At 55.9% G+C, this 19931-nt stretch carries 15 protein-coding genes and 2 pseudogenes; 14 read left to right on the top strand and 3 right to left on the bottom strand.

Annotated features, from left to right (window positions below; genetic code table 11):
* Positions 1 to 7 precede the first annotated feature (7 nt).
* Complete coding sequence (locus AC04SH_RS30725) at positions 8 to 850, top strand: aspartyl/asparaginyl beta-hydroxylase domain-containing protein (RefSeq protein ID WP_488481506.1); 843 nt, start codon at positions 8 to 10, stop codon at positions 848 to 850.
* A gap of 320 nt (positions 851 to 1170) precedes the next feature.
* On the opposite strand, the gene AC04SH_RS30720 is transcribed toward AC04SH_RS30725, so the two are convergent.
* A complete protein-coding gene (locus tag AC04SH_RS30720) occupies positions 1171 to 1404 on the bottom strand; it encodes a hypothetical protein (protein WP_488481505.1) in 234 nt (77 codons plus the stop codon).
* A gap of 552 nt (positions 1405 to 1956) precedes the next feature.
* Positions 1957 to 3210, bottom strand: coding sequence for an NAD(P)/FAD-dependent oxidoreductase (locus AC04SH_RS30715; RefSeq protein ID WP_488481504.1), 1254 nt, complete (start codon positions 3208 to 3210; stop codon positions 1957 to 1959).
* A gap of 148 nt (positions 3211 to 3358) precedes the next feature.
* Between AC04SH_RS30715 and AC04SH_RS30710 the strand changes: the two genes are divergently transcribed.
* The 5 genes and pseudogenes from AC04SH_RS30710 (at position 3359) to AC04SH_RS30690 (ending at position 9618) form a co-directional block, all read left to right on the top strand.
* The gene (locus tag AC04SH_RS30710; protein WP_488481503.1) at positions 3359 to 4375 is read left to right on the top strand and encodes a dipeptidase; all 1017 of its coding nucleotides are present in this window, start codon (positions 3359 to 3361) and stop codon (positions 4373 to 4375) included.
* A 70-nt stretch (positions 4376 to 4445) separates the two neighbouring features.
* A pseudogene (locus AC04SH_RS30705) lies at positions 4446 to 6156 on the top strand (ABC transporter ATP-binding protein).
* Between the two features lie 36 nt (positions 6157 to 6192).
* Complete coding sequence (locus AC04SH_RS30700; RefSeq protein ID WP_488577723.1) at positions 6193 to 7788, top strand: ABC transporter substrate-binding protein; 1596 nt, start codon at positions 6193 to 6195, stop codon at positions 7786 to 7788.
* A gap of 29 nt (positions 7789 to 7817) precedes the next feature.
* Positions 7818 to 8762 (top strand): ABC transporter permease, encoded by a 945-nt coding sequence (locus AC04SH_RS30695; protein ID WP_488481501.1) that lies wholly within the window; start codon positions 7818 to 7820, stop codon positions 8760 to 8762.
* Between the two features lie 13 nt (positions 8763 to 8775).
* Complete coding sequence (locus tag AC04SH_RS30690) at positions 8776 to 9618, top strand: ABC transporter permease (protein WP_488481500.1); 843 nt, start codon at positions 8776 to 8778, stop codon at positions 9616 to 9618.
* A 45-nt stretch (positions 9619 to 9663) separates the two neighbouring features.
* Here AC04SH_RS30690 and AC04SH_RS30685 read toward each other — a convergent pair whose 3' ends face one another.
* Positions 9664 to 10371 (bottom strand): GntR family transcriptional regulator, encoded by a 708-nt coding sequence (locus AC04SH_RS30685; protein WP_488481499.1) that lies wholly within the window; start codon positions 10369 to 10371, stop codon positions 9664 to 9666.
* 163 nt (positions 10372 to 10534) lie between these two features.
* Here AC04SH_RS30685 and AC04SH_RS30680 point away from each other — a divergent pair, with 163 nt between their 5' ends.
* From AC04SH_RS30680 to AC04SH_RS30645, 8 genes and pseudogenes are all read left to right on the top strand, one after another.
* Positions 10535 to 11443 (top strand): dihydrodipicolinate synthase family protein, encoded by a 909-nt coding sequence (locus AC04SH_RS30680; RefSeq protein ID WP_488481498.1) that lies wholly within the window; start codon positions 10535 to 10537, stop codon positions 11441 to 11443.
* A 232-nt stretch (positions 11444 to 11675) separates the two neighbouring features.
* Positions 11676 to 13301 carry a M81 family metallopeptidase gene (locus AC04SH_RS30675; RefSeq protein ID WP_488577722.1) on the top strand — a complete coding sequence of 542 codons (1626 nt, stop codon included), beginning with the start codon at positions 11676 to 11678 and terminating at the stop codon, positions 13299 to 13301.
* A gap of 656 nt (positions 13302 to 13957) precedes the next feature.
* Positions 13958 to 14196 (top strand): annotated as a pseudogene (locus AC04SH_RS30670) (IS256 family transposase); the annotation flags it as partial.
* 159 nt (positions 14197 to 14355) lie between these two features.
* On the top strand, positions 14356 to 15579 hold the full coding sequence (locus tag AC04SH_RS30665; protein WP_488577721.1) for an ATP-grasp domain-containing protein: 1224 nt from the start codon (positions 14356 to 14358) through the stop codon (positions 15577 to 15579).
* Positions 15580 to 15788: 209 nt separating this feature from the next.
* Positions 15789 to 16595 carry a glutamate 5-kinase gene (gene proB / locus AC04SH_RS30660; RefSeq protein ID WP_488481495.1) on the top strand — a complete coding sequence of 269 codons (807 nt, stop codon included), beginning with the start codon at positions 15789 to 15791 and terminating at the stop codon, positions 16593 to 16595.
* A gap of 225 nt (positions 16596 to 16820) precedes the next feature.
* The gene (locus AC04SH_RS30655; protein WP_488481494.1) at positions 16821 to 17474 is read left to right on the top strand and encodes a GntR family transcriptional regulator; all 654 of its coding nucleotides are present in this window, start codon (positions 16821 to 16823) and stop codon (positions 17472 to 17474) included.
* A gap of 814 nt (positions 17475 to 18288) precedes the next feature.
* Positions 18289 to 18504: a helix-turn-helix domain-containing protein gene (locus tag AC04SH_RS30650; RefSeq protein WP_488481493.1), complete on the top strand. Its 216-nt coding sequence runs from the start codon at positions 18289 to 18291 to the stop codon at positions 18502 to 18504.
* 429 nt (positions 18505 to 18933) lie between these two features.
* The gene (locus tag AC04SH_RS30645) at positions 18934 to 19842 is read left to right on the top strand and encodes a LysR substrate-binding domain-containing protein (RefSeq protein WP_488481492.1); all 909 of its coding nucleotides are present in this window, start codon (positions 18934 to 18936) and stop codon (positions 19840 to 19842) included.
* Positions 19843 to 19931: the final 89 nt, after the last annotated feature.

Below are 19931 nucleotides of genomic sequence, written 5' to 3'. Positions count from 1 at the left end.
CTAGAAAATGACAACGCGGATATTGGGTGTGGTCCAGCTCGACCAAAGGCGACTGGCAGACGATTTGGCCGTCTTGGCAAAGTCCAAGTTCTCGAGCGAATATTCGGATTTCGCGTGCGGGCGGTGGGAATTTTGCATGCTCCGCAATCGGTCGGGGCAGCAGGAGGAGCAGAGAGTGGTCGTCCACGAGACCCCAGCGGTGGCAACACCTCTGGGCCAATCGTTACCCTATCTCAATGAATTGTTGGAAAATCACTTTGATAGGGACTCTATACGTTACGCGCGGATCATCCGCATATCAGAAAACGCATGTATAATACCTCACCGCGATTACTTGGAGCTAGACGGGAAATTTGCCAGAGTGCACCTAGTTCTAGATACGAATGAGAGGTGTGCCAATACAGAAGAGAATCGTATATTCCACATGGGACTTGGTGAAATCTGGTTTCTTGACGCAAGCCTGCCGCATAGTGCGGGATGTTTCTCATCAACGCCACGGTTACATCTTGTGGTCGACATCGAGGGGACTCGTCTCGTGGATGAAATTGCACGCAATGTCCAACAGCCATCGGCAAGGAATGCTGTTGTCGATACCCGCAAGGAGTGGACCAATGAAGCGCTCGAGTCCGTTCTGGGATTTTCTGAGGTTATCAGCGAGGCCAATTATCGAGAGATCGTCGCGATTCTGGCGAAGCTCCACTTTTTCTACAAAGTTCACTGCGAGGATATGTATGGCTGGCTGACGGAAATCTGTCGACGTCGTGGCGACCCGGCACTCCTAGAAAAGGCCAACTCGCTCGAGCGATTTTATCTCATTGATCGTGCTGCTGGCGAAGTCATGACATATTGATCGGTGTGATTGAGTTAGCCCATCCTAGGCCAATGGTTCGTTTTCCCCAGAGAAGCATTCTATTCGTCAATAATGCGCACTTCTCAAAAGCATGGCCTTTGCGACCCTGAACGAATCATTTGGTGTTTTGTCAGGAAACCCGAGGAGGCGATTGGGCGTGACTCTGCATTACAAGTCTATCCTGGAGCCGGCCGGAGCGGTTTCGCCACCCGAATCGAGGAGGAGCGTTATCGCCGCCTACCCACAGCCGTGAGCTTGGCCGCCTGCCGCTATCAGCGCTTCCAACCACGGGCCAAGCCCGCTTGCCGCCCCGGCGCACATTAACCGATCACTGCGGTAGAGCCCGCCACCAGCACACGTCGTAACATTTCATCCCCGCCCTTGTGGTCACGCCGAGCCGGTTCTTGCCCGCCGTCGAACGGTTCTTCGGCGTCAGCCAAGCCAAGCGGCAAAATCCCGCCCCGATTGCAACCATGTGTATCCACCACCTTGATCGCCAGCAGCGTCGCCCCAAATGGAACGATGCTTGGAACGGCGGCCAGGCGTCGGTTCATTGAATTTTCCCCGGCGCGGCGGTGGCGACGTTCTGCTGATGTCGGGCTCTTGGTAGAGCGGGCGCCAGGACGTGCCCAGAGTTCACTTGCGTAGCCCGGCCCGAAGACCGACGCGCAGCCAACGGTTCTCGCCGTGGGCGTCTTGCAGGTCAATAGTTCCGACCATCTGCTCGCGCTTGCCCGGCGCGACAAGCATCGTGTCCGAACCGGTCGCTCGAACCTCGATGCCGAACTGCGAAACGGCGGGCGGATGTATAGCGGCGAGCCACTCCTCAGCAGGATAGTATCGCAGAAGAAAGATTCCATCGACGCCGTGATGTCGCGAGGCTAGGGCCCTCGGGGGGCGACTGGCGACGCCTGGTGGGGCTGCGCCGCAGAACCGTTGAGCCCACGCTCTTCGGGCTCGCTCTTCCCGGCCCGGGCCGCTGCTTGTAGGGCAGGGATTGCCACTGTGGACCGGACGAGAACAGTGGCTGATCGACGCGGAACGTCGCGCCGAGTAGGACCGTCGCCGAACTCTTGCGGGCCGCACGGGCCGCAAAAGTCCAGCAGTTATAGACGCTTCCTCTTTAGAGAGAAGCGGGCCACAGAAAAAGGCTCCATATTCAGGCATGGTTGTCGTCCGAACAGGAGGCCCCCGATGATTTTGCCAGTTGTTGGGCCCTGCGTCAGGCCAAGATGACCGTGACCGAACGCATAAATTATGTGCGGACTCGGACCAGAGCGGCCTATGACTGGAAGGCTATCTGGCGTGGCAGGGCGGTGACCGCTCCACTCCACGCCTCCCTCTTCCTTGAAACCCGGAAGATAGAGCTTGGCAAGCGTCAGGAGAGCTTTCGAGCGGTCGAAGTTCGGTGGAGCCTTCATTCCGCCGAACTCGGCTGCTCCGCCAATCCGCAAGCCGATCGAGAGCGGCGTCGCCACAAATTTCCGGTCTGCAAATATCACTTCGCGTTCAAGGGCGACGCCCGACGAGGCGATCGTGGTGTTGTATCCTCGCTCGCTCTCGAGAAGCACGCGGTCCCCCAGCTGCCTGGCAAGTTGTGCCGACCACACGCCCGCTGCGATGACGATCTTTTCTGCCCAAATGGTCCTGCCGCCGTCAAGCGTGATCGCCGCCCCAGCCAGTCCAGGAGTCAAACGGTCAACCTGGCCTCTGAAGATTTCCGCGCCGTTTGCGGCAAGCCAATTGCGCAAAACATCCACCACCTTCTTCGGATCCGAGACATGCGACCATTGAGGCATGAATACCCCATTTTTCACTATGGAACCGAGAGCCGGTTCCATGTCCCTGACCTGCGACGCCGACAGCTCTTGCGTCTCAACGCCGAGCGCACGCTTTGCATCCCATTCCGGCTTGTCGCGTTTCAGACCGTTCTCGCTCTCGTAGACCGTTAGCGCGCCCTTACAAAACAGATCGTTCGCAAGGCCTACCTTGTTGAAGAGCGGCACGAGATCGTCATAGACGCGGCTGTTGATCTCCGCGAGCACGCCGGAAATCCGTCGCACTTCGGATGCTGAGCCCGCTTTTGCGAACCGCCAAAGCCACGGGAATAACTGAGGCGTATGTCTGACCCGGACCGCTAGTGGGCCGAGCGGATCCAAAGCCCAGAAGGGCACTTTCTTCCACAATCCCGGGACAGACAGGGGTATCACTTCGGTCACGGCGATGCCGCCGGCGTTGCCGAATGACGCTTTGTCGCCCTCAGGGTCTCTGTCGATGATTGTGACCGCCGCTCCGCTCTGTAGCGCCTCGTAGGCAACACTCAGTCCGACAATGCCGGCGCCGACGACAATGACACTCATCCCAGCCAACTAATTTTCTCTCTTCTGAATACCCGATATGCATATTGGCAACTGTATCCAATCTACAACGCCTTGACAATTCTGGATCCAAGTGACATGGATTGATCTGCCTCGTTGGCCGGCTAGCAAACTTTCTGGGAGGAATGGCTTGGACGCCGAAAGAATCCACCGCGATGCGGTCATAATCGATGCTGTGGCCCCGCTTCTTGAGCAGAAGAAATATGTGGAGTCCTACAAAGCTGGCGGCGTTACTTGCGCAGCTCCGACTGTCAACGTAGGCGATGGTTCTCCTGTCACGGCGTTAAAGGAGATCGGCAGTTGGCTGCACTCTATACGCTCCAGAAAAGACCTAAGGCTGGTGCGAAAGGCATCTGACATCGAAGCGGCGAAGCGCGATGGCCAGATCGGAATCCTGTTCCATTTTCAGGGCACAGGGCCGTTCGAGACAGAGCTTAATCTGGTCGAGGCCTTTCACACGTTGGGCTTGCGGATGGTGCAACTGACCTACAACAGGAAAGATTACGTCGGAGACGGATGCGAAGAAGAGATCGACGGCGGGCTTAGCAGGTTCGGCAAGGCTCTTGTTCAGAGGCTGAATGAGAACAGGATTGTCGTCGACTGCACCCATACTGGCTACAAGACGACGATGGATGCCCTTTCGTTGACGACGAGACCTGCGGTCTTCTCTCATTCCAATTCTGCCGCGGTCTTTCCCAGCAAGAGAAACATCCGGAACGACCAAGCGAAGGCAGCAGCGGCCACAGGGGGGCTTGTCGGCATCACCGCTGTCCCGCAGTTCGTTGTGCCTGCCAACGGCGCCGCGGCGCGCCCGTCGCTTGACGACCTGATAGCGCATATCGATCATTTCGTCGCGCTCATAGGCATCGACCATGTCGGCCTGGGACTAGATTACTGGTGGGGAACTCTTCCGTTCTCCGACCTCGACACAGTGATCAGCCAGTGGGAGCAGGCTGTTCTCGGGGGGTCTTGGAACCCGGACGCCTACCCACGCCCACCTCATTACAACCCACCGGAAATTGAAACGCCCGAAATGTTCCTAGGAATGACGGAGGGGCTTATTCGCCGCGGGTACAAGGAAGACGACGTACGCAAGATCCTGGGATTGAACTGGCTGCGTGTCTTCCATGAAGTCTGGGGAGAGTGATCCTGTGGCTTTCAACCTGAAAGACCTCCGGAGGTCTGGACCTAAACTTCTTGGGGTGCCTAAACAGCAGATGACTCCTCCCATCCTTTCAGTTTCTCATTTGGTCACCTCCTTCCGAGTGGGAGGGCGCTGGAATCCTGTTGTGAATGACGTGTCGTTCGAGATCGGCGAGAGAGAGACTGTCGCCGTCGTCGGCGAATCCGGATCCGGCAAGAGCGTGACTGCGCTCTCGATCATGCGGCTCAACTCCGAGCGCTCAAGCGAGGTCAAAGGGTCAATTAAGCTCGAGGGCAAGGAACTGCTCAGCCTGCCGGATGCCGAGATGCGCCGTATCCGCGGTAACGAAATTGCCATGATCTTCCAGGAACCAATGACTTCACTGAATCCGGTGTTGACCATTGGCTTTCAAATTGCCGAAGCGCTGATCCTGCATCGCAGCTTATCACGGTCCGAGGCGGAGAGGGAGACCATTCGGCTCTTGGAGAAGGTGCGCATCCCCGGCGCGAAGGCGCGCTTGTACGAATATCCAGACCGCTTCTCTGGCGGCATGCGCCAACGCGTGATGATCGCGATGGCACTAGCCTGTCAGCCGAAGCTCCTGATCGCTGACGAGCCGACGACGGCGCTTGACGTGACAATTCAGGCGCAGATCCTGGAGTTGATCAAGGAGTTGCAGGAGGAGGAGGGCATGTCGGTCCTCTTCATTACGCACGATATGGGCGTCGTCGCCGAGATCGCCGACCGCACGGTGGTCATGTATAACGGCCAGGTGGTCGAGGCTGCGCCGACTGAGGACATCTTCGACAGTCCCGAACACCCCTATACGCGATCGCTGCTTGCGGCCGTTCCGAAACTCGGCTCGATGAAAGGCCGTAGGCGGCCGATGCGCTTCCCGGTTGTCGACCGCGCGACTGGCCAATCCGACGTGCCGGCCGAGGTGCCGGACACCATCAAGGAGACAGAGCGCCCCGTGCTAGAGGTCGCCGGGTTGACCAAACGCTTCGAAATCCGTTCGGGTCTGTTTTCTTCGATCAAGGGGAGGGTCTACGCGGTTGAGAATGTCTCGTTCAGCGTCAAGAGAGGCGAAACCTTGGCACTCGTCGGCGAGTCGGGTTGTGGCAAGTCGACGACCGGCCGCGCGGTGATGCGGTTGACCGAGCCCCTCTCAGGCTCGATTTTGCTCGACGGCGTCGATCTTCCTAATCTTAGCCAACACGAATTGCGCAAGCAGCGTAATCGCATGCAGATGATCTTCCAGGATCCGTTCGCATCGCTCGCACGAGTTCTCCGGTGGCCAGCGCCAGCGCATCTGCATCGCGCGCGCGCTCGCGCTTGAGCCGCAGCTCATTGTGGCAGACGAGGCCGTCTCGGCGCTCGATGTTTCGGTGAAGGCGCAAGTCGTCAACCTGATGCTGGATCTGCAGGCCCGCATGGGGCTCGCCTATCTCTTCATCTCGCATGACATGGCGGTGGTCGAGCGCGTCAGCCACCGCGTCGCTGTCATGTATCTCGGAGAGATCGTTGAGATCGGCCCGCGCGAAGCGATCTTCCAGAATCCGCAGCATCCATATACCAAACGGCTGCTCGCGGCAGTGCCGATCGCTGATCCAGCGCGGCGCCTGCAGAAGCGTCTGCTCACCAATGACGAGATTAAGAGCCCAATACGACCTGCGGACTATGTGCCGCCCGTGCGCCAGTATCGCGAGGTCTCGCCCGGCCACACCGTGATGATCTGGGACCCGGAATGGGACAAGAAGGAAGCGCCGGCCGTCGCTGCCTGACGTTGTTGTGAATGGCCAGAAAAAGGGGAAATGAAAATGAGGATAAGCGCTAACAGTAGCAAGAGCGTGGCTAAGAGGATAATGCTCTCGTCGTTATTTGCTGGGGCCTTTTTCGCCGGCACGGCAATGGCGGATACGCTTCGCGTAATTGCTGACACAGATCTCAAAACCGTAGACCCCATAGTGACGACGTCGGGCACGACCTTGGTTCATGCCTATCTGATCTACGACAAATTATTCGAGTTCGACAAAGACGGCATCGCCCGTCCCCAGTTGGCTGATAAAGTCGATACTAGTGCCGACAACAAGAGCTACACGATCACGCTTCGGAAAGGTCTGAAATTTTCCGATGGAGGTCCAATTACGACGGACGACGTACTTCAGTCCCTGAAGCGCTGGGCTTCCCGGGACCAGACCGGGCAGTTGTTGGCTGCCAGACTCAAGGAGATGTCAAAAGTCGATGATCTGACGTTTCGCATTGAGCTGAGCCAGCCGTTCGACGTTCCCGCTGCGCTTGCCGGCATCACCGGGAATCCTGCTTTCATCATGCCCAAGCGGGTTGCTTCCTTGCCGCCAACAGACCAGCTCACCGATACCACCGGCTCTGGACCTTATCAATTTGACTATTCGTCATGGAAGCCAGGGCAGACGCGCATCTATACCAAAAATCCCAATTACGTTCCGAGGAATGATCCGCCGAGCTTCTTTGCGGGCAAGAAAGAGGCAACTTTCGACAAGATCGAAATGTCTTACGTGCCGGATGCAAACACCGCGATGGCGGAGATGCTGACAGGGCAACAAGACATCTGGCCAGGTCCTCCAATGGATAATGCGCTTGCCTTGAAAGGCAATCCGGACCTCGTGGTAGCGAAAGGATTCTTCACGCAAGGCCTGTACGTCATAAACCACGTGGTGCCTCCGTTCGATAACGTCAAGGCGCGTGAGGCCCTTACCTATCTGATTGACCAAGCCGAGATCAATCGCGCAGCGGTGGGTGACCAGGAATTCTGGCATACCTGCTATGCGTTTCTGACCTGCGAAGGGACGTACGGCGACGAGTCCGCTTATAGTGGCCATAGAGGGGCAGCCGATTTCGAGAAGGCGAAAAAGCTCCTGGAAGAAGCCGGCTACGACGGAAAGCCGATCGTGGTTCTCGACCCGACAGATTGGTCTGAAGCCCATGCAAGGGCGCTGTACATGGCGCAGCAGCTGAGAAAGGCCGGTGCTCAGGTTGACCTGCAAGCGATGGATTGGTCGACCCTGACGTCGCGCCGTACGTCTAAGGCGCCGGCTTCGGAAGGCGGCTGGAACCTCTTCCCCAACATCATGGAAGGTCAGCCCGCCTCCTCTCCGCTGACACATCTCATGCTTGCCTCTAACTGTGACAAGGCCTGGTTCGGTTGGCCCTGCGACAAGAAGATCGAGGACTTCCGTGCAGCATTCATTAGCGCAGCCGACCATAATGAGAAGAAGAAGATCGCCAGTGAACTCCAGGCCCGTGCATCTACCTATCTGCCCTTCATCATGACCGGAGAGAACACTGCGGCCGTGGTCTACAGAGCTGATATTGAAGGATTCAACCCCGAAACAGCTGAGGTGTATTTTTGGAATATTCGGCGAAAGGGTAAGTAGCGCGCCACATCTGCGACCGTGAGGGTATTATGATCAGATATCTCATCACCAGAATGCTTTCCATCGTACCGGTGATGGGGGTCGTAACCGCCGTTGTATTCGGGCTGACTTATTTGAGCCCTGGGGATGCGGCGGTTGTGCTGGCGGGCGACTATGCGTCGCCCGCTCAGATCGCTGCTATCCGAGAGCGGCTTCACCTAGATGCTCCAATTGTACCCCAGTACTTTCATTGGCTGTGGAACGTCCTGCGGGGTGATCTCGGAAATTCGATCTTTTCTGAACAGCCGGTACTGAATCTCATTCTCTCGCGAGTCGAACCGACAGTCATTCTAGCAATCTCAGCAACTCTGGTCTCAGTTATTATTGCTGTGCCATTGGGACTGCTGGCTGCGCGAAAGAGGGGCGGCCTTGCCGATCAACTGGTATCGTTCTTCGGTATCGCTGGGACGGCGATACCGGCCTTCTTGATTGGGTATTTGCTGATCTTTACGTTCGGGGTGTATTTTGGATCAATGCCCATATCGGGTTTCCCAGGACTTGAAAGCGGGACATGGGAAGTCTTAAAGCACGTGGTTCTTCCGGCGACCATGTTGGGATTCGCGCAAACCGCGCTGATCACGCGGATCACGAGAGCGAGTGCGATCGAGATTCTAGACCAGGACTTCATTCGGGTCGCACGAGCGAAGGGCCTCGATGAGCGCACCATTATCATGCGGCACTGCCTTAGGCTCATCGCCGTGCCTCTCGTCACAATAGTTGGAATGTCATTTGCCTATATGCTCGGTGGCGTGGTGATAACGGAGACAGTGTTTGCAATCCCCGGGGTTGGACGTCTCCTGGTCGATGCCATCCAACACAAGGATGTGCCGGTGATCCAGGGTGTCTTGCTGATAAGCTCGTTTGTATATGTTCTTATAAATTTACTCGTCGACCTATCATATCTGTTTATCGACCCGCGAATTAAATATACCTAGGGAAGGTTTGGCGATGGCGTTTTCTCTCTCGTGGCGACATAAAAAGCGTATGCCAACTCCTTTGCTGGCGGCCTCAGTTTTTATGGTCGTGGTCGTATTGGTCTCTTTTTTAGCGCCGATCCTGACCAGCGTTAACCCCTTGTCCATGGCCGCGGATGCAAGGCTCAAGCCACCTAGCTACGGTCATTTACTGGGGACTGATATGTTCGGGCGAGATATTCTGGCGCGTGTGCTTTACGGGGGGCAGATTTCGCTCGTGATCGGATTGGCTACAGCGGCCCTGGCGACAATGATCGGAACGATACTGGGCCTCGTCGCGGGAGCCGGGCAACTCTCGGACAAGATCTTGATGAGGATCATGGACGGCATGATGGCTATACCTGGAATCCTGCTTGCGATTGCCTTGGCGACGATCTTTGGTGGCGGGGTCTTGACTGTGATCGTAGCTTTGGCGATCCCGGAAGTGCCGGGTGTCGCGCGACTGGCTCGGAGCTTAACGCTGACACTCCGTGAGCAAGTTTTCGTAGAGGCCGCTCGGTCCTACGGCGCTGGGCCTCTGCGTATTCTGTTCAAATACATCCTGCCGAACGCGTTGGCGCCGATCGCTGTGCAGGCCACATATATCTGCGGGGTGGCTATTCTCTATGAGGCTTACCTGAGCTTTGTGGGTGTTGGCGTTCCGCCCGAACATCCGAGTTGGGGCAACATTGTTGCCGAGGGGCGGTCCTTTGCCTTGATCGCCCCACATATGATCCTCTATCCAAGCGTGCTTATTGCGGTTGTCGTGCTCGCAATCAATTTGATAGGCGATGGGGCACGGGACATGCTCGATCCGCGATTCGCCTTGCCTGATTGAGCTTCTGGGGAGGGAGAGGGATGCCAACACCTCCGTGAGGCGCGATCAAACCGCAGTATCGCTCACTCGGCGCTTGTTGAGCGCATCCAGAAGGTTATGACCAGCCCGGATTATGTGCCCTCGCATAAACTCCACGACTTGTTGGTCGCGTTCTTTGCACATGCTCAGAATTTGGCGATGTTCGCGCTCTGCTTCTTCGAAGCCCGAAGTCAAAAGTAGCTGAATCCTTATATATCGATCAATCTGGACATTGATGCCTTGGAGAATGGCGAGTGTCTGGACGCGTCCCGCGGGTCGATAAAGACTGCGGTGAAACTCCCAGTTCAAAGCTCCTACCCGGGCAATGTCCCGCTTGTGATATGCCTCCTCAAGTCGCTTGAGGATTTGCGCGGAGTGAGCCAAGTCTTCGTCGGAGAGATGCTCTAGGGAGCGGCTCAGAATATCGCACTCCAGCGTTGCCCGAAGTTCGAACAATTCCATGATCTGTTCCGATGGCAATGTCGAAACAATTGCACCCTTGTGAATCTTGGAAACAATCAATCCGGCTGCTTCCAACTGACGAAATGCCTCGCGCACAGGCATTCGGCTGCATTCGTATTCCGCTGCGATCGCTTCTTGTATGAGCGGGTCGCCCTCTTTGAACTCGCCACTGAGAATTCGTTCCCGCAAAGACTCCGACAGCGCCTCTGGTAGGCTCTGCCTCTGAAGACGGTATTTCGAGCGCTGCTTCTTCTGTTCCAGCATCTTATCCATCGTTTTTTGGATCCCAAAACCCAAATTTGAAAAGCTGGCTTTTCGCCGATGCGAATGGTCGCCTGTAGCAAGGTAACCCAAAAAAGAGCAACATCAAAGGGTGGACACGTCATTTGTCATCATGTAGATTGGATCCAGTTAGAGCGCAGATGGATGGAGAACCATGGTAAAATGGGCTGGTGTATTCCCCGCAGTGACGACAAAGCTAACAAGGGATGGCGAGGTTGACCTTCGGGCGACGAACGACAGCCTTGACCGCCTCGTTAAAGCAGGCGTTTCCGGTGTCATTGTGCTACCTATGCTCGGCGAAAACGCTTCGATGTCGCTGAAGGATCGTGAAGACATTATCCGCGGAGCTGTTGAAGTGGTAGCCGGACGTGTTCCGGTTCTCTCCGGCCTTGCCGAAATCACACTCGATAACGCGAAGGCGAACGCGAAGCTCTACGAATCCTTCGGCGCCCAGGGCTTAATGGTGTTCCCAAGCCTCGGCTACAAGACCGACGATCGCGAAACGGTCGAGTGGTACAAGGGTGTCGCCAGTGCTTCGTCGCTGCCGATCATGATCTATAACAACCCTATCGCCTACGGCGTCGACTGCACGGTCCACGTTCTCAAGCATCTCGTCGACACTCCGGAAATCGTCTGCGTTAAGGAAGAAACCGGTGACATTCGTCGCGTCACCGATATGTATGTCGAGCTCGGCGACCGCTTCAGCGTCTTCTGCGGCGTTGACGATCTGATCGTCGAAAGCTGCGCGCTTGGCGTCACCGGTTGGGTTTCGGGCATGACCAACGTTTGGCCGTCAGAATGCGTCGAGCTCTTCAGCCTCTGCACCCAAAACAAGTACGAGGAGGCGCGCGCGCTTTACCGCATCCTGACGCCGTCCTTCCATCTCGACACCCACGTCAAGCTGGTTCAGTACATCAAGCTCGCCGAGAACCTGGTCTACGGGGCCCCTGAATGGACCAGGGCACCGCGCTTGCCGCTCGTCGGCGAAGAGCGTGACATCGTCATATCGACGATTCAGCTAGCTATCGAGACATTGGGCAAGCGGGTGAAGAAGGCCGCCTGATTTAGGATCGGCAGGAAACCGGTGCCGCCATGGCGCGATCGAGCATTAGGACTCGGGTTGTTCGCTTCGGGTCGGGAGGTTCGTGTGTGTAATCAATTGCCAGGAGCCTAGGGCAGCAGGAAATACTGTTCCCGGACGTTGCCGAGCAAGCCCCCATTCGTGATTAAACGAGGCAAGTCTCGTTCGGCATGCCGTTACCGGGGCACCAGTTAGAGGATCATGACGTCCGCTCGTGGCCGCTCGTTTGGAACACAGCAACTGGAAGTTCAAAGGTCAAGATATGGTTCAGTCAACGCCGACAACCTTCGCCAGCGCTAGATCGGGCCGCCTCCGCGTAGCCATCGCTGGTTTTCAACACGAAACCAATACGTTTGCTCCGTTCGGTGCCCCTTTTGACGATTTCGTTCGGGGCGGCGGCTGGCCTGCTCTGACTACCGGTGCGGCCATTCTCGATCTCTTTCCGCCGATTGAAATTCCCATCGGGGGGTTCATCAGCTCTGCGAAAGATACGTATGAGTTGATACCCTTGGTCTGGGCCGCTGCGGAACCAACTAGCTTCGTCTCAGATGACGCCTTTGAGCGTATTGCAGGAATGATCTGTGATGGGACCGCCCGCGCAGGTGTTCTCGACGCGATCTATCTAGACCTGCATGGCGCGATGGTCGTCGAATCTTATCAGGACGGGGAAGGGGAGTTGCTAAGGCGCGTGCGAGAAATCGCCGGGCAAGATATTCCAATCGTGATCAGTTTGGATTTTCATGCCAATGTTACCGATGCCATGGTCGACCTATGCGACGGCATTACTATTTTCCGCACTTACCCTCACATAGACCTGGCTGATACTGGCAGGCGCGCCTTCAATTTACTGGAGCAGCGCCTTCGCCACGGGAGACCCTTCTTCAAAGCGTTCCGGAAGACGCCATTCCTGATCCCGCTGCCTGCCCAGTGTACTGATCTAGAGCCATGCCTATCGCTCTATGCGGGGCTGCCGGAACGGGTCAGAGGAGCAGTTCTAAACGTCGACGTCGCGCTGGGCTTTCCGTTGGCTGATATTCGCGAGTGCGGGCCAGCAGTTGTCGCTTATGGAGTCGACGAGGCGGCAGTCGCAAAGGCGGCAGATATGCAACTGAACGATATCCTGGAGGCTGAAGAAAGGTTCCATATGTCCCTTCTGGATGTAAAGGAAGCTGTCGAACATGCTGCTCGCAACGGGCGCAAAGGTTCACTGATTGTCCTTGCCGATGTTCAGGACAACCCTGGCTGTGGAGGAACGTCGGATACGATCGGGCTTCTACAGGGTATGGTAGAGGGCGGCCTTAGAAATAGTGTGCTTGGCTTGCTTTGGGATTCAGAAACGGCTGAAAAAGCCCACACGGCAGGTCTGGGCGCTGAACTCAATGTTCGACTTGGTGGGCGCTATGACTACGATTCGGAACCATATCTGGCCAGGGTTCGTGTGGAAGCACTTTCCGACGGGGTGTTCACGGCTAATGGGCCATGCCTGGGCGGTGTGGAAGTAGATCTTGGGCGCATGGCACGCTTGCTCATCCTTGACCCTGGATCGAGCGTACAGGTCGTCGTAGCAAGTGTCCGCTTTCAGTGTCTCGATCAGGATCTGTTTAGGGCGGTTGGGATAGAGCCGAGCGAGCAGTCGGTTGTGGCAGTCAAAAGCGCAGTTCACTTCCGTGCCGACTTTGCACCAATCGCCGAAGAGATTCTTACGGTGGAATCCCCTGGAGCGCATTGGTGCCGGAATGACACTCTCGACTATAAGAACCTGCGCCACGACGTACGTAGGATGCCAATCTCGATGGCCAGTCAGCGGAGTGGGTTTCATGTTGCCGAGAGCCTGGAGTAACAACTTTGGATCCGGGCTCGCAAAATCAGTCTATTCCAGAGTAACCGACGAAACGGCGCTGTGGTCAGGCCGCAGCGTCGAACTCGCCCCATGCAGGGCGCTTTTCGAAAGCCCATGCAAACCTACACAGGGGCGCGCTTCTCGCCCTGCTTCTACAACAATGGATCCCACGCGCGATCCGCCGAAGCTGCCCATAGAGGGAGAGGTGCCGAGCCCGGCCAAATCCACCAATCCACCTGGTGGCTGCACCTTTCACCCACGCGGTCACGCGGTTGTCGCACCGAAGTTCCGCCGGCTATGTCCCATCAGGTAGTGTAGCCGCCCGCGAGCGCGCCGTTGGTGGCGAGTGAGCGGCGTGTCGTGAATATCGGCACTTTCCGTTGGGTTTGGTTTTTGAAGCCAACCCATTTCGGAAGGAGAGAACGAGAAGGCGCTGACCGCATTTCCAGGAAGCCTACGTGCAAGGCATCTCGATAAACGAGTAGGTTGACGACCTGGTCAAGGGTCACGGCCAAGGGGGGCATGAGCGGATCTCCAAGAGCCAGGTCTGTCGGCTGGCGAGGAGATCGACGTCTTCCTCGAGCGGTCGAGAGGGCTATTGGCCCACACCTGATGATCGACGCCACCTATCTGAAGGGCCGCCGCGGTTGTCGCCCGTCGGCGTCAATGCGGGCGCGAGGCCGAGCCGAACTGAGTTCATGCGCAAGGTGACACTTCGCGGCCTGCGCGACGTCAAGCCCAGGAAGGCATAGAGGCACTCGTTAGCAAAAGTGCAGTGCGCGACATGGCAGAGGGGCGGGTCCACTTGACGAGGAAGGTACCGGCCCATGCCGGCAAGAGCGGCCGCAGGGTTGTCTCAGCCATCATTGCCACCGTTTTCGCCCAGGATCCAGCACGCCGTATTAACTGCTGTTTACAATAAATTCACATAACTTCACGACCGCAAATCGCCGACGATGATATTTTCGCGACAGGTCTGAGACTAGGCGCGTCAAAAAGCCACGTCGACTCCGTTTTGGACTGAGGCACGGCATCCACACGGGATCAAAAGCTAATGGCCAAAAGAGTGCTTATCCTAGTTGAAGGCTCGAGGACAGGTCGGTTGTACATCCAGGCGGCCCAGCGTCTTGGCCTACATCCGATTACCCTGTCGGCTGATCCCGCTCAATACGACTATATTGCGGCGGAAGGGGCTGAGGCGATCCGTGTCGATACAGACGATCTCGATGCCTTGATCGGCGAATGTTCCCGGCTGGGTACGGCCAATGACGTTGCCGGAATTACGTGTGCCAAGGAGTCGGTCTATGCGACAGTTGGCAAGCTCTGCCGGTATTTCGATCTGCCGGGACCAAACCCTACATCGATTGAACGATGTTGCGACAAATTCACCCAACGTCAGCTCCTCGCGGAGGCCGGCGTTTCAATACCGTTTTATCGCTTGGCAACGAATGCGGTGGACATAGAAAGCTGTGCCGCTGAAATTGGGCTCCCGGTAATTCTTAAGCCAGCCGTAGGCGTCGGTAGCACCGGTGTCCGATTGTGCCGCAACGTCGATGAGTTGGCCGAACACACCACCTATCTGTTGGGCGGGAAGCACATTTGGCAATCTTCGCCGCGAATACTGGTCGAAGAATTCGCACAAGGCCCATACTATAGCACCGAGATAATGGGAGATGAGGTCATCGGGATTTGCGCCGGTGAGTTCGGCCCCGAACCGTATTTCGTGTTTCGTGAGTTCACCCTACCGGCCCTACTGACTGATGAAGAGCAAGAGCGGATAGTCGATGTCTCGCTGAGCTGTTTGCGGGCTCTCGGGCTTGGTTGGGGGCCAACCAGCATAGAATTCCGGTGGACGAAGCGTGGCCCGGTCGTCATTGAAGTTAATCCGCGTCTTGGTGGCGCGCCCGGTCCTCAGCTGGTTCAGCTGACTTACGGGCTCGATCTCGTCACCGAGCACATAAAGCTTGTCATAGGCGACCAATGGAGCCTGCGCAAAAGGCATTCGCAGGTTGCGGCTGCGCGAATCCTGGTTCCTGATCGCGATGGCACCCTTGATTGGATCGACGGCGACAATCGGGCAACTGCTGTACCAGGCGTCGCCGAGGTTGAATTCTATTTTGGACCCAATACGCCGATCGGCAGGAAAGGCGATCACCGGGACTGGATCGGACATGTTATCGCCGCCTCACCCAGCCGTGCTCTAACCGAAACGACACTTCAGCGTGCCGTTGATCTAATCGATTGGTCGATCGCACCATTTCCGACCCTTGGCGAATAGAAATAATCAGCCGCCCTCAACTTTCCGCACCAGGGGCAGGGCGGCGTCATATTGGTAAGTAATCGCCGTCCGAACGTTGATGCAATTGAGAACGAGAAAGACGTAAGTCGACGAGATGCCGGACTTTGTTCCTGACCGCTCGTGGAACTGAATGCTGTTAAATGCAAGAAGAGATTAGAGAGAAATGTCTTGCGACGAGGAGGGATCAATTGCTTTCAGCTCGTCGACTGATCGTGAAGATTGGCTCCGCAGTGGTTGCCGATATAGAGACCGGAGAGGTGCGCGGTCCTTGGCTTGAGACATTGATAAAGGATGTCGCACGACTTTTCGCACGCGGCCAACAGGTGATCATCGTCACCTCCGGTGCTGTCGCACTTGGATCATCCCACTTCAAGCAGTTGGATAGATCTTTGCGAATTGAGGAGAAGCAAGCAGCCGCTGCTATTGGTCAGATTCGACTGATGCTCGCTTATGAACAGAGTTTGAAACGCCATGGGTTTGGGCTGGGTCAAATTCTGTTGACCGGCGCAGATATAGACAACCGGCGTTGCCGCCTCAATGCGCGGTCGGCCCTTCAACAACTTCTCAAAGTTGGCGCCGTACCCGTCATCAACGAGAACGACGCGACCGCAACGGCCGAGATCTGTCTTGGCGACAATGATCGGCTGGCGGCACGGGTCGCGCAAATTGCGAAGGCCGACGTTCTCATTCTGCTTTCCGACGTAGATGGCCTCTTCACCGAAGACCCACACGACAACCCGTTGGCTCGTATCATCCCAGAGGTGCGGTGCATTACCCCGGAGATAGAAACCATGGCGGACCTTTCCCCCGGGCGCTACGGTTCTGGGGGCATGGTGACAAAGTTGATGGCAGCAAGGATACCCATGGACGCGGGCTGCAACGTGGTCATTGCGAAAGGAAACAAATCTTACCCGCTCGCCGCCATCGAGAACGGTGCGCCATCAACATGGTTTATTCCGCTCGGCAAGGAGACAGCAGCACGCGGAGGCCGTTGAAGAAACTCCCGCCGTTTGAATTGCTCGAGCGATCATCGTTTGGGAGAGCGCCTAGTGCTGAGAGGCAGCCATCTCCTGTAGTGACCACCGCCTTGGTGGCAATGGCCCAGTGGAGGTCGGTCCACTTGATACAACATGGAGTCAGGTCACCACTCATTTACACTTCAAACGATGTGATACCCATTCGAACTTCGAACGAAAGCATGCACGAAGAGGGACTGAGAGTTGGTAACTTCCATCAAGCCGAAAGCAAAAATTCCAATCAGACGACAAAGTGTACCTGAAATGCTCGTTGAGGCTTTGCGAGAGCGCATTCTTAGCGGTGAAATCCGGGACGGCGACTCCCTCGTGCAGGAGACTATTGCAGAAGATTATGAGGTGAGCCGAGTACCAGTTCGCGAGGCGCTCCGACAATTGGAGGCGCAAGGACTGGTCTCCTTCAGAACGCATAAAGGCGCCGTCGCCATTTCAGCGAAGCGCGAGACAGTTATCGAACTACTAGATCTCAGGATCCTTTTAGAGTGTGATATTCTATCACGTGCACTGTCACGTTATAAGAAATCAGACCTATCGGCCGCCTCGGAGGTTCTCGATGAAATTGAGCGGACTTGTCACGACAGCCCTAAACGCGGAGAGATGAATTGGAAGTTCCACAAATGCCTATACATTCCTTCTAACCGTTCTGAAACATTGTCGATTGTTGAGAAAATGCACCTACGCACTGGCCACCTCGTTCGAGTACCCGTAGTAGCGTCTGGTCGAATTCATGCTGACGACGAGCAGCATCGCGAGCTTCTACGACTGTGCGCTGAGCGCAATTCCGCCGCGGTAGACTATCTTCGTGGTCATATATATAGTGTTATCAAGTCGTTGGCCTAAACAACTATCGCCAGTCCACGGCACACGGCTCAGGTCCAACTTTGAACAGTTGGACGGGAACGAAGGCGAACGCTGTCCGTTAAGGTACTGAATTCACTTGCCTTGAATTTCCGGAGCGAAAATGTGTGGTAACAACATTTGTGCTGTTATTCCAATTTTATTTTATAGGATTTTACGGCATTTGTTCGCTAACTGGCATGTTTGTCGTTGAGAGAATCGCGCGCGGCCACTGCTATCTCTACCTTGTGGAAAGTGTCCGCGACGGGGGGCCAGCTCTCCTGGGTATTTTCGTTCTTCAATCTCCATTCATGCAATTAAAATGCCACGCAGAAGTTTTGGTAGAGAGCAAAACAATCTTATTCTTCGGCACTCTCCATCTCTCCATTTCTTGGCATCGCTCTGACAATCCCGACCCAGACCTGAACTGCGTCGGGGCGACCGCAGTGGTTCTCGACGGATGAGAAGGTCGCATGCCGCGCCTGGCTTGTCGTTGCCTCGCCGATCGGCGCCGGACGAGATCAGGTGAGCGTCTCCCTGCGGGCCGGGCTGCAGGACTTCGCTGAAGCCGGCCCGCGGTCGTCTTCACCCCTTCGGGCACGCATCCCTTCTGTAATCCGATCTTGCCCGTCAAGCACCATTATGCGGTTTCCCCTCACCGTCGGGCGCCTTTGGCACAAAAATTCTTTCTCTCCGCAGCGATGGCGCGAGGGGGAAAGCTGCCAATCTAGCCGTTGACGGTTCACGCTATTTCGCGACTGCAGAGCCTTTCTTGCCGGCAAATCGAGCGCCTCTTTGTTCGCGCAAGGCGACGCCGGTGCGATACTCTCTTTTGCTGAGAATGGCGCGGGCGCACGAATTAACCGATATGTCCGTGTTGCAGGTGGCAGTTGCTTGCGGTTTCGTCTCATCATCGCATTTTTCAAAATGTTTTCGTGACCACTTCGGTGAATCAACCAGCAGTCTGCGACGCGGCCAATTGGAATTAACTCGCCATTCGCGACCATACAATCGGGCGCTCGCAATTGATTGAGCGGTAAGGAAATCGAGATAGCTGCCTGTCGCTTGGTGATATCAGATGTGCGCTTTTTGTGCTTCCACAGTTGCGTAAAAAGGCAGTGTGGGACTGGATGCGGCAATCTTCGACAATCTTGGCAATGACCACACCTGGGTTCCAAAGCTCGGCAGCGCGCCTCGTCGCGCCACGCGCCATTCAAAGCGCACATCTCACTTCAGATCCGGGTGAGCCAAGGTGTTTCGTTGCCATAAGCTGCTTATTGAAGCCACAACCGTCTTTTCTGATCCTTTTTCATTAGAAGGCATCGTTAAAAGTCCTGCGAGTCTTCGGACGCAGAGACTTTGCTTTGTAGACCCGTCGGTCAGGTGGTCGGTTCCCTTAAATGATTGTATAAGTCTCATCATCGTCGTTAGGCGGGCGCGAATGTAGACTCGGTTCCGTTTCATGAAACACTATCCGTCCATTCAAGCGCTTCGCGTGCTCACCAGCTTCGCTCGGACAGGGTCAGTTGAAGAGACCGCGAACGAGCTTTTTCAAACGCGAAGCGCGGTGACTTACCAACTCCGCTTACTCGAGCGCGAGCTGAATTTTCCACTATTATCTAGGACCGGCACGCGTATGGCGTTGTCTGCGGAAGGCTTGGCCTATGCACATGATGTGCGCCAAGCGCTCAACACGATCTCGGGATCAGCGCAACGTTATGCTAACAAGAGCTTGAGCGGTAACCTCACCATTTGCAGCACCCCGGGTTTCGCTGGCGGATGGCTTTGCAGTCGCATAGCCAAGTTCAACGAAGCGTTCCCAGATGTAAAAATCATCCTTAAGACACAGACACTTCTGGAGAACGTCGCTAATGAGGACGTCGATGTATTTATCACCTTTGGAACCGGCCATTGGCCCGAGATGACCGTCTCCCACCTGGTCGACATCCGGATATCTCCGGTATGCAGCCCAGTTTTTCTCCATCAGCATGGAATGTTCAAAGATCCAAAGGATTTGAGCAGTGTGCCTCTATTAAATATCCTTGGCGATGAGACCGATTGGGAGATCTGGCTGACGGCAGCTGGGGTTGATCCGTTTCTGGCCCACAGGGGCATCACCTTCCACGACGGGAACCTCTGTTTCAACGCGGCTGTTTACTCACAGGGAGTGGCGCTCGGCGACCATTTCACATGCCGCGCCGCTTTGGAGAGTGGAATGCTCGTGATGCCCTTTGATCTCGTGCTTAGAGGCCGCCGATCTTATTATCTCGTTTCATCTCCGGCCAAGGCGGAAACGCCCACAGTGGCGGCGTTCAGTTCCTGGATCAAGGCTGAGATTATGGTCCGCTACACCGACGACCATGTAGCATGAGAGCTGATGTCGACAAAATTCTTTTGTCGAAAAGGCAAAAACTATGAATTTGACGAATGGCCTCCGTCGTTCCTAGGATCAAAAAAACG

This window comes from Mesorhizobium sp. CNPSo 4688, assembly GCF_057784295.1.
This window is presented reverse-complemented; position numbering and strand designations above follow the sequence as displayed.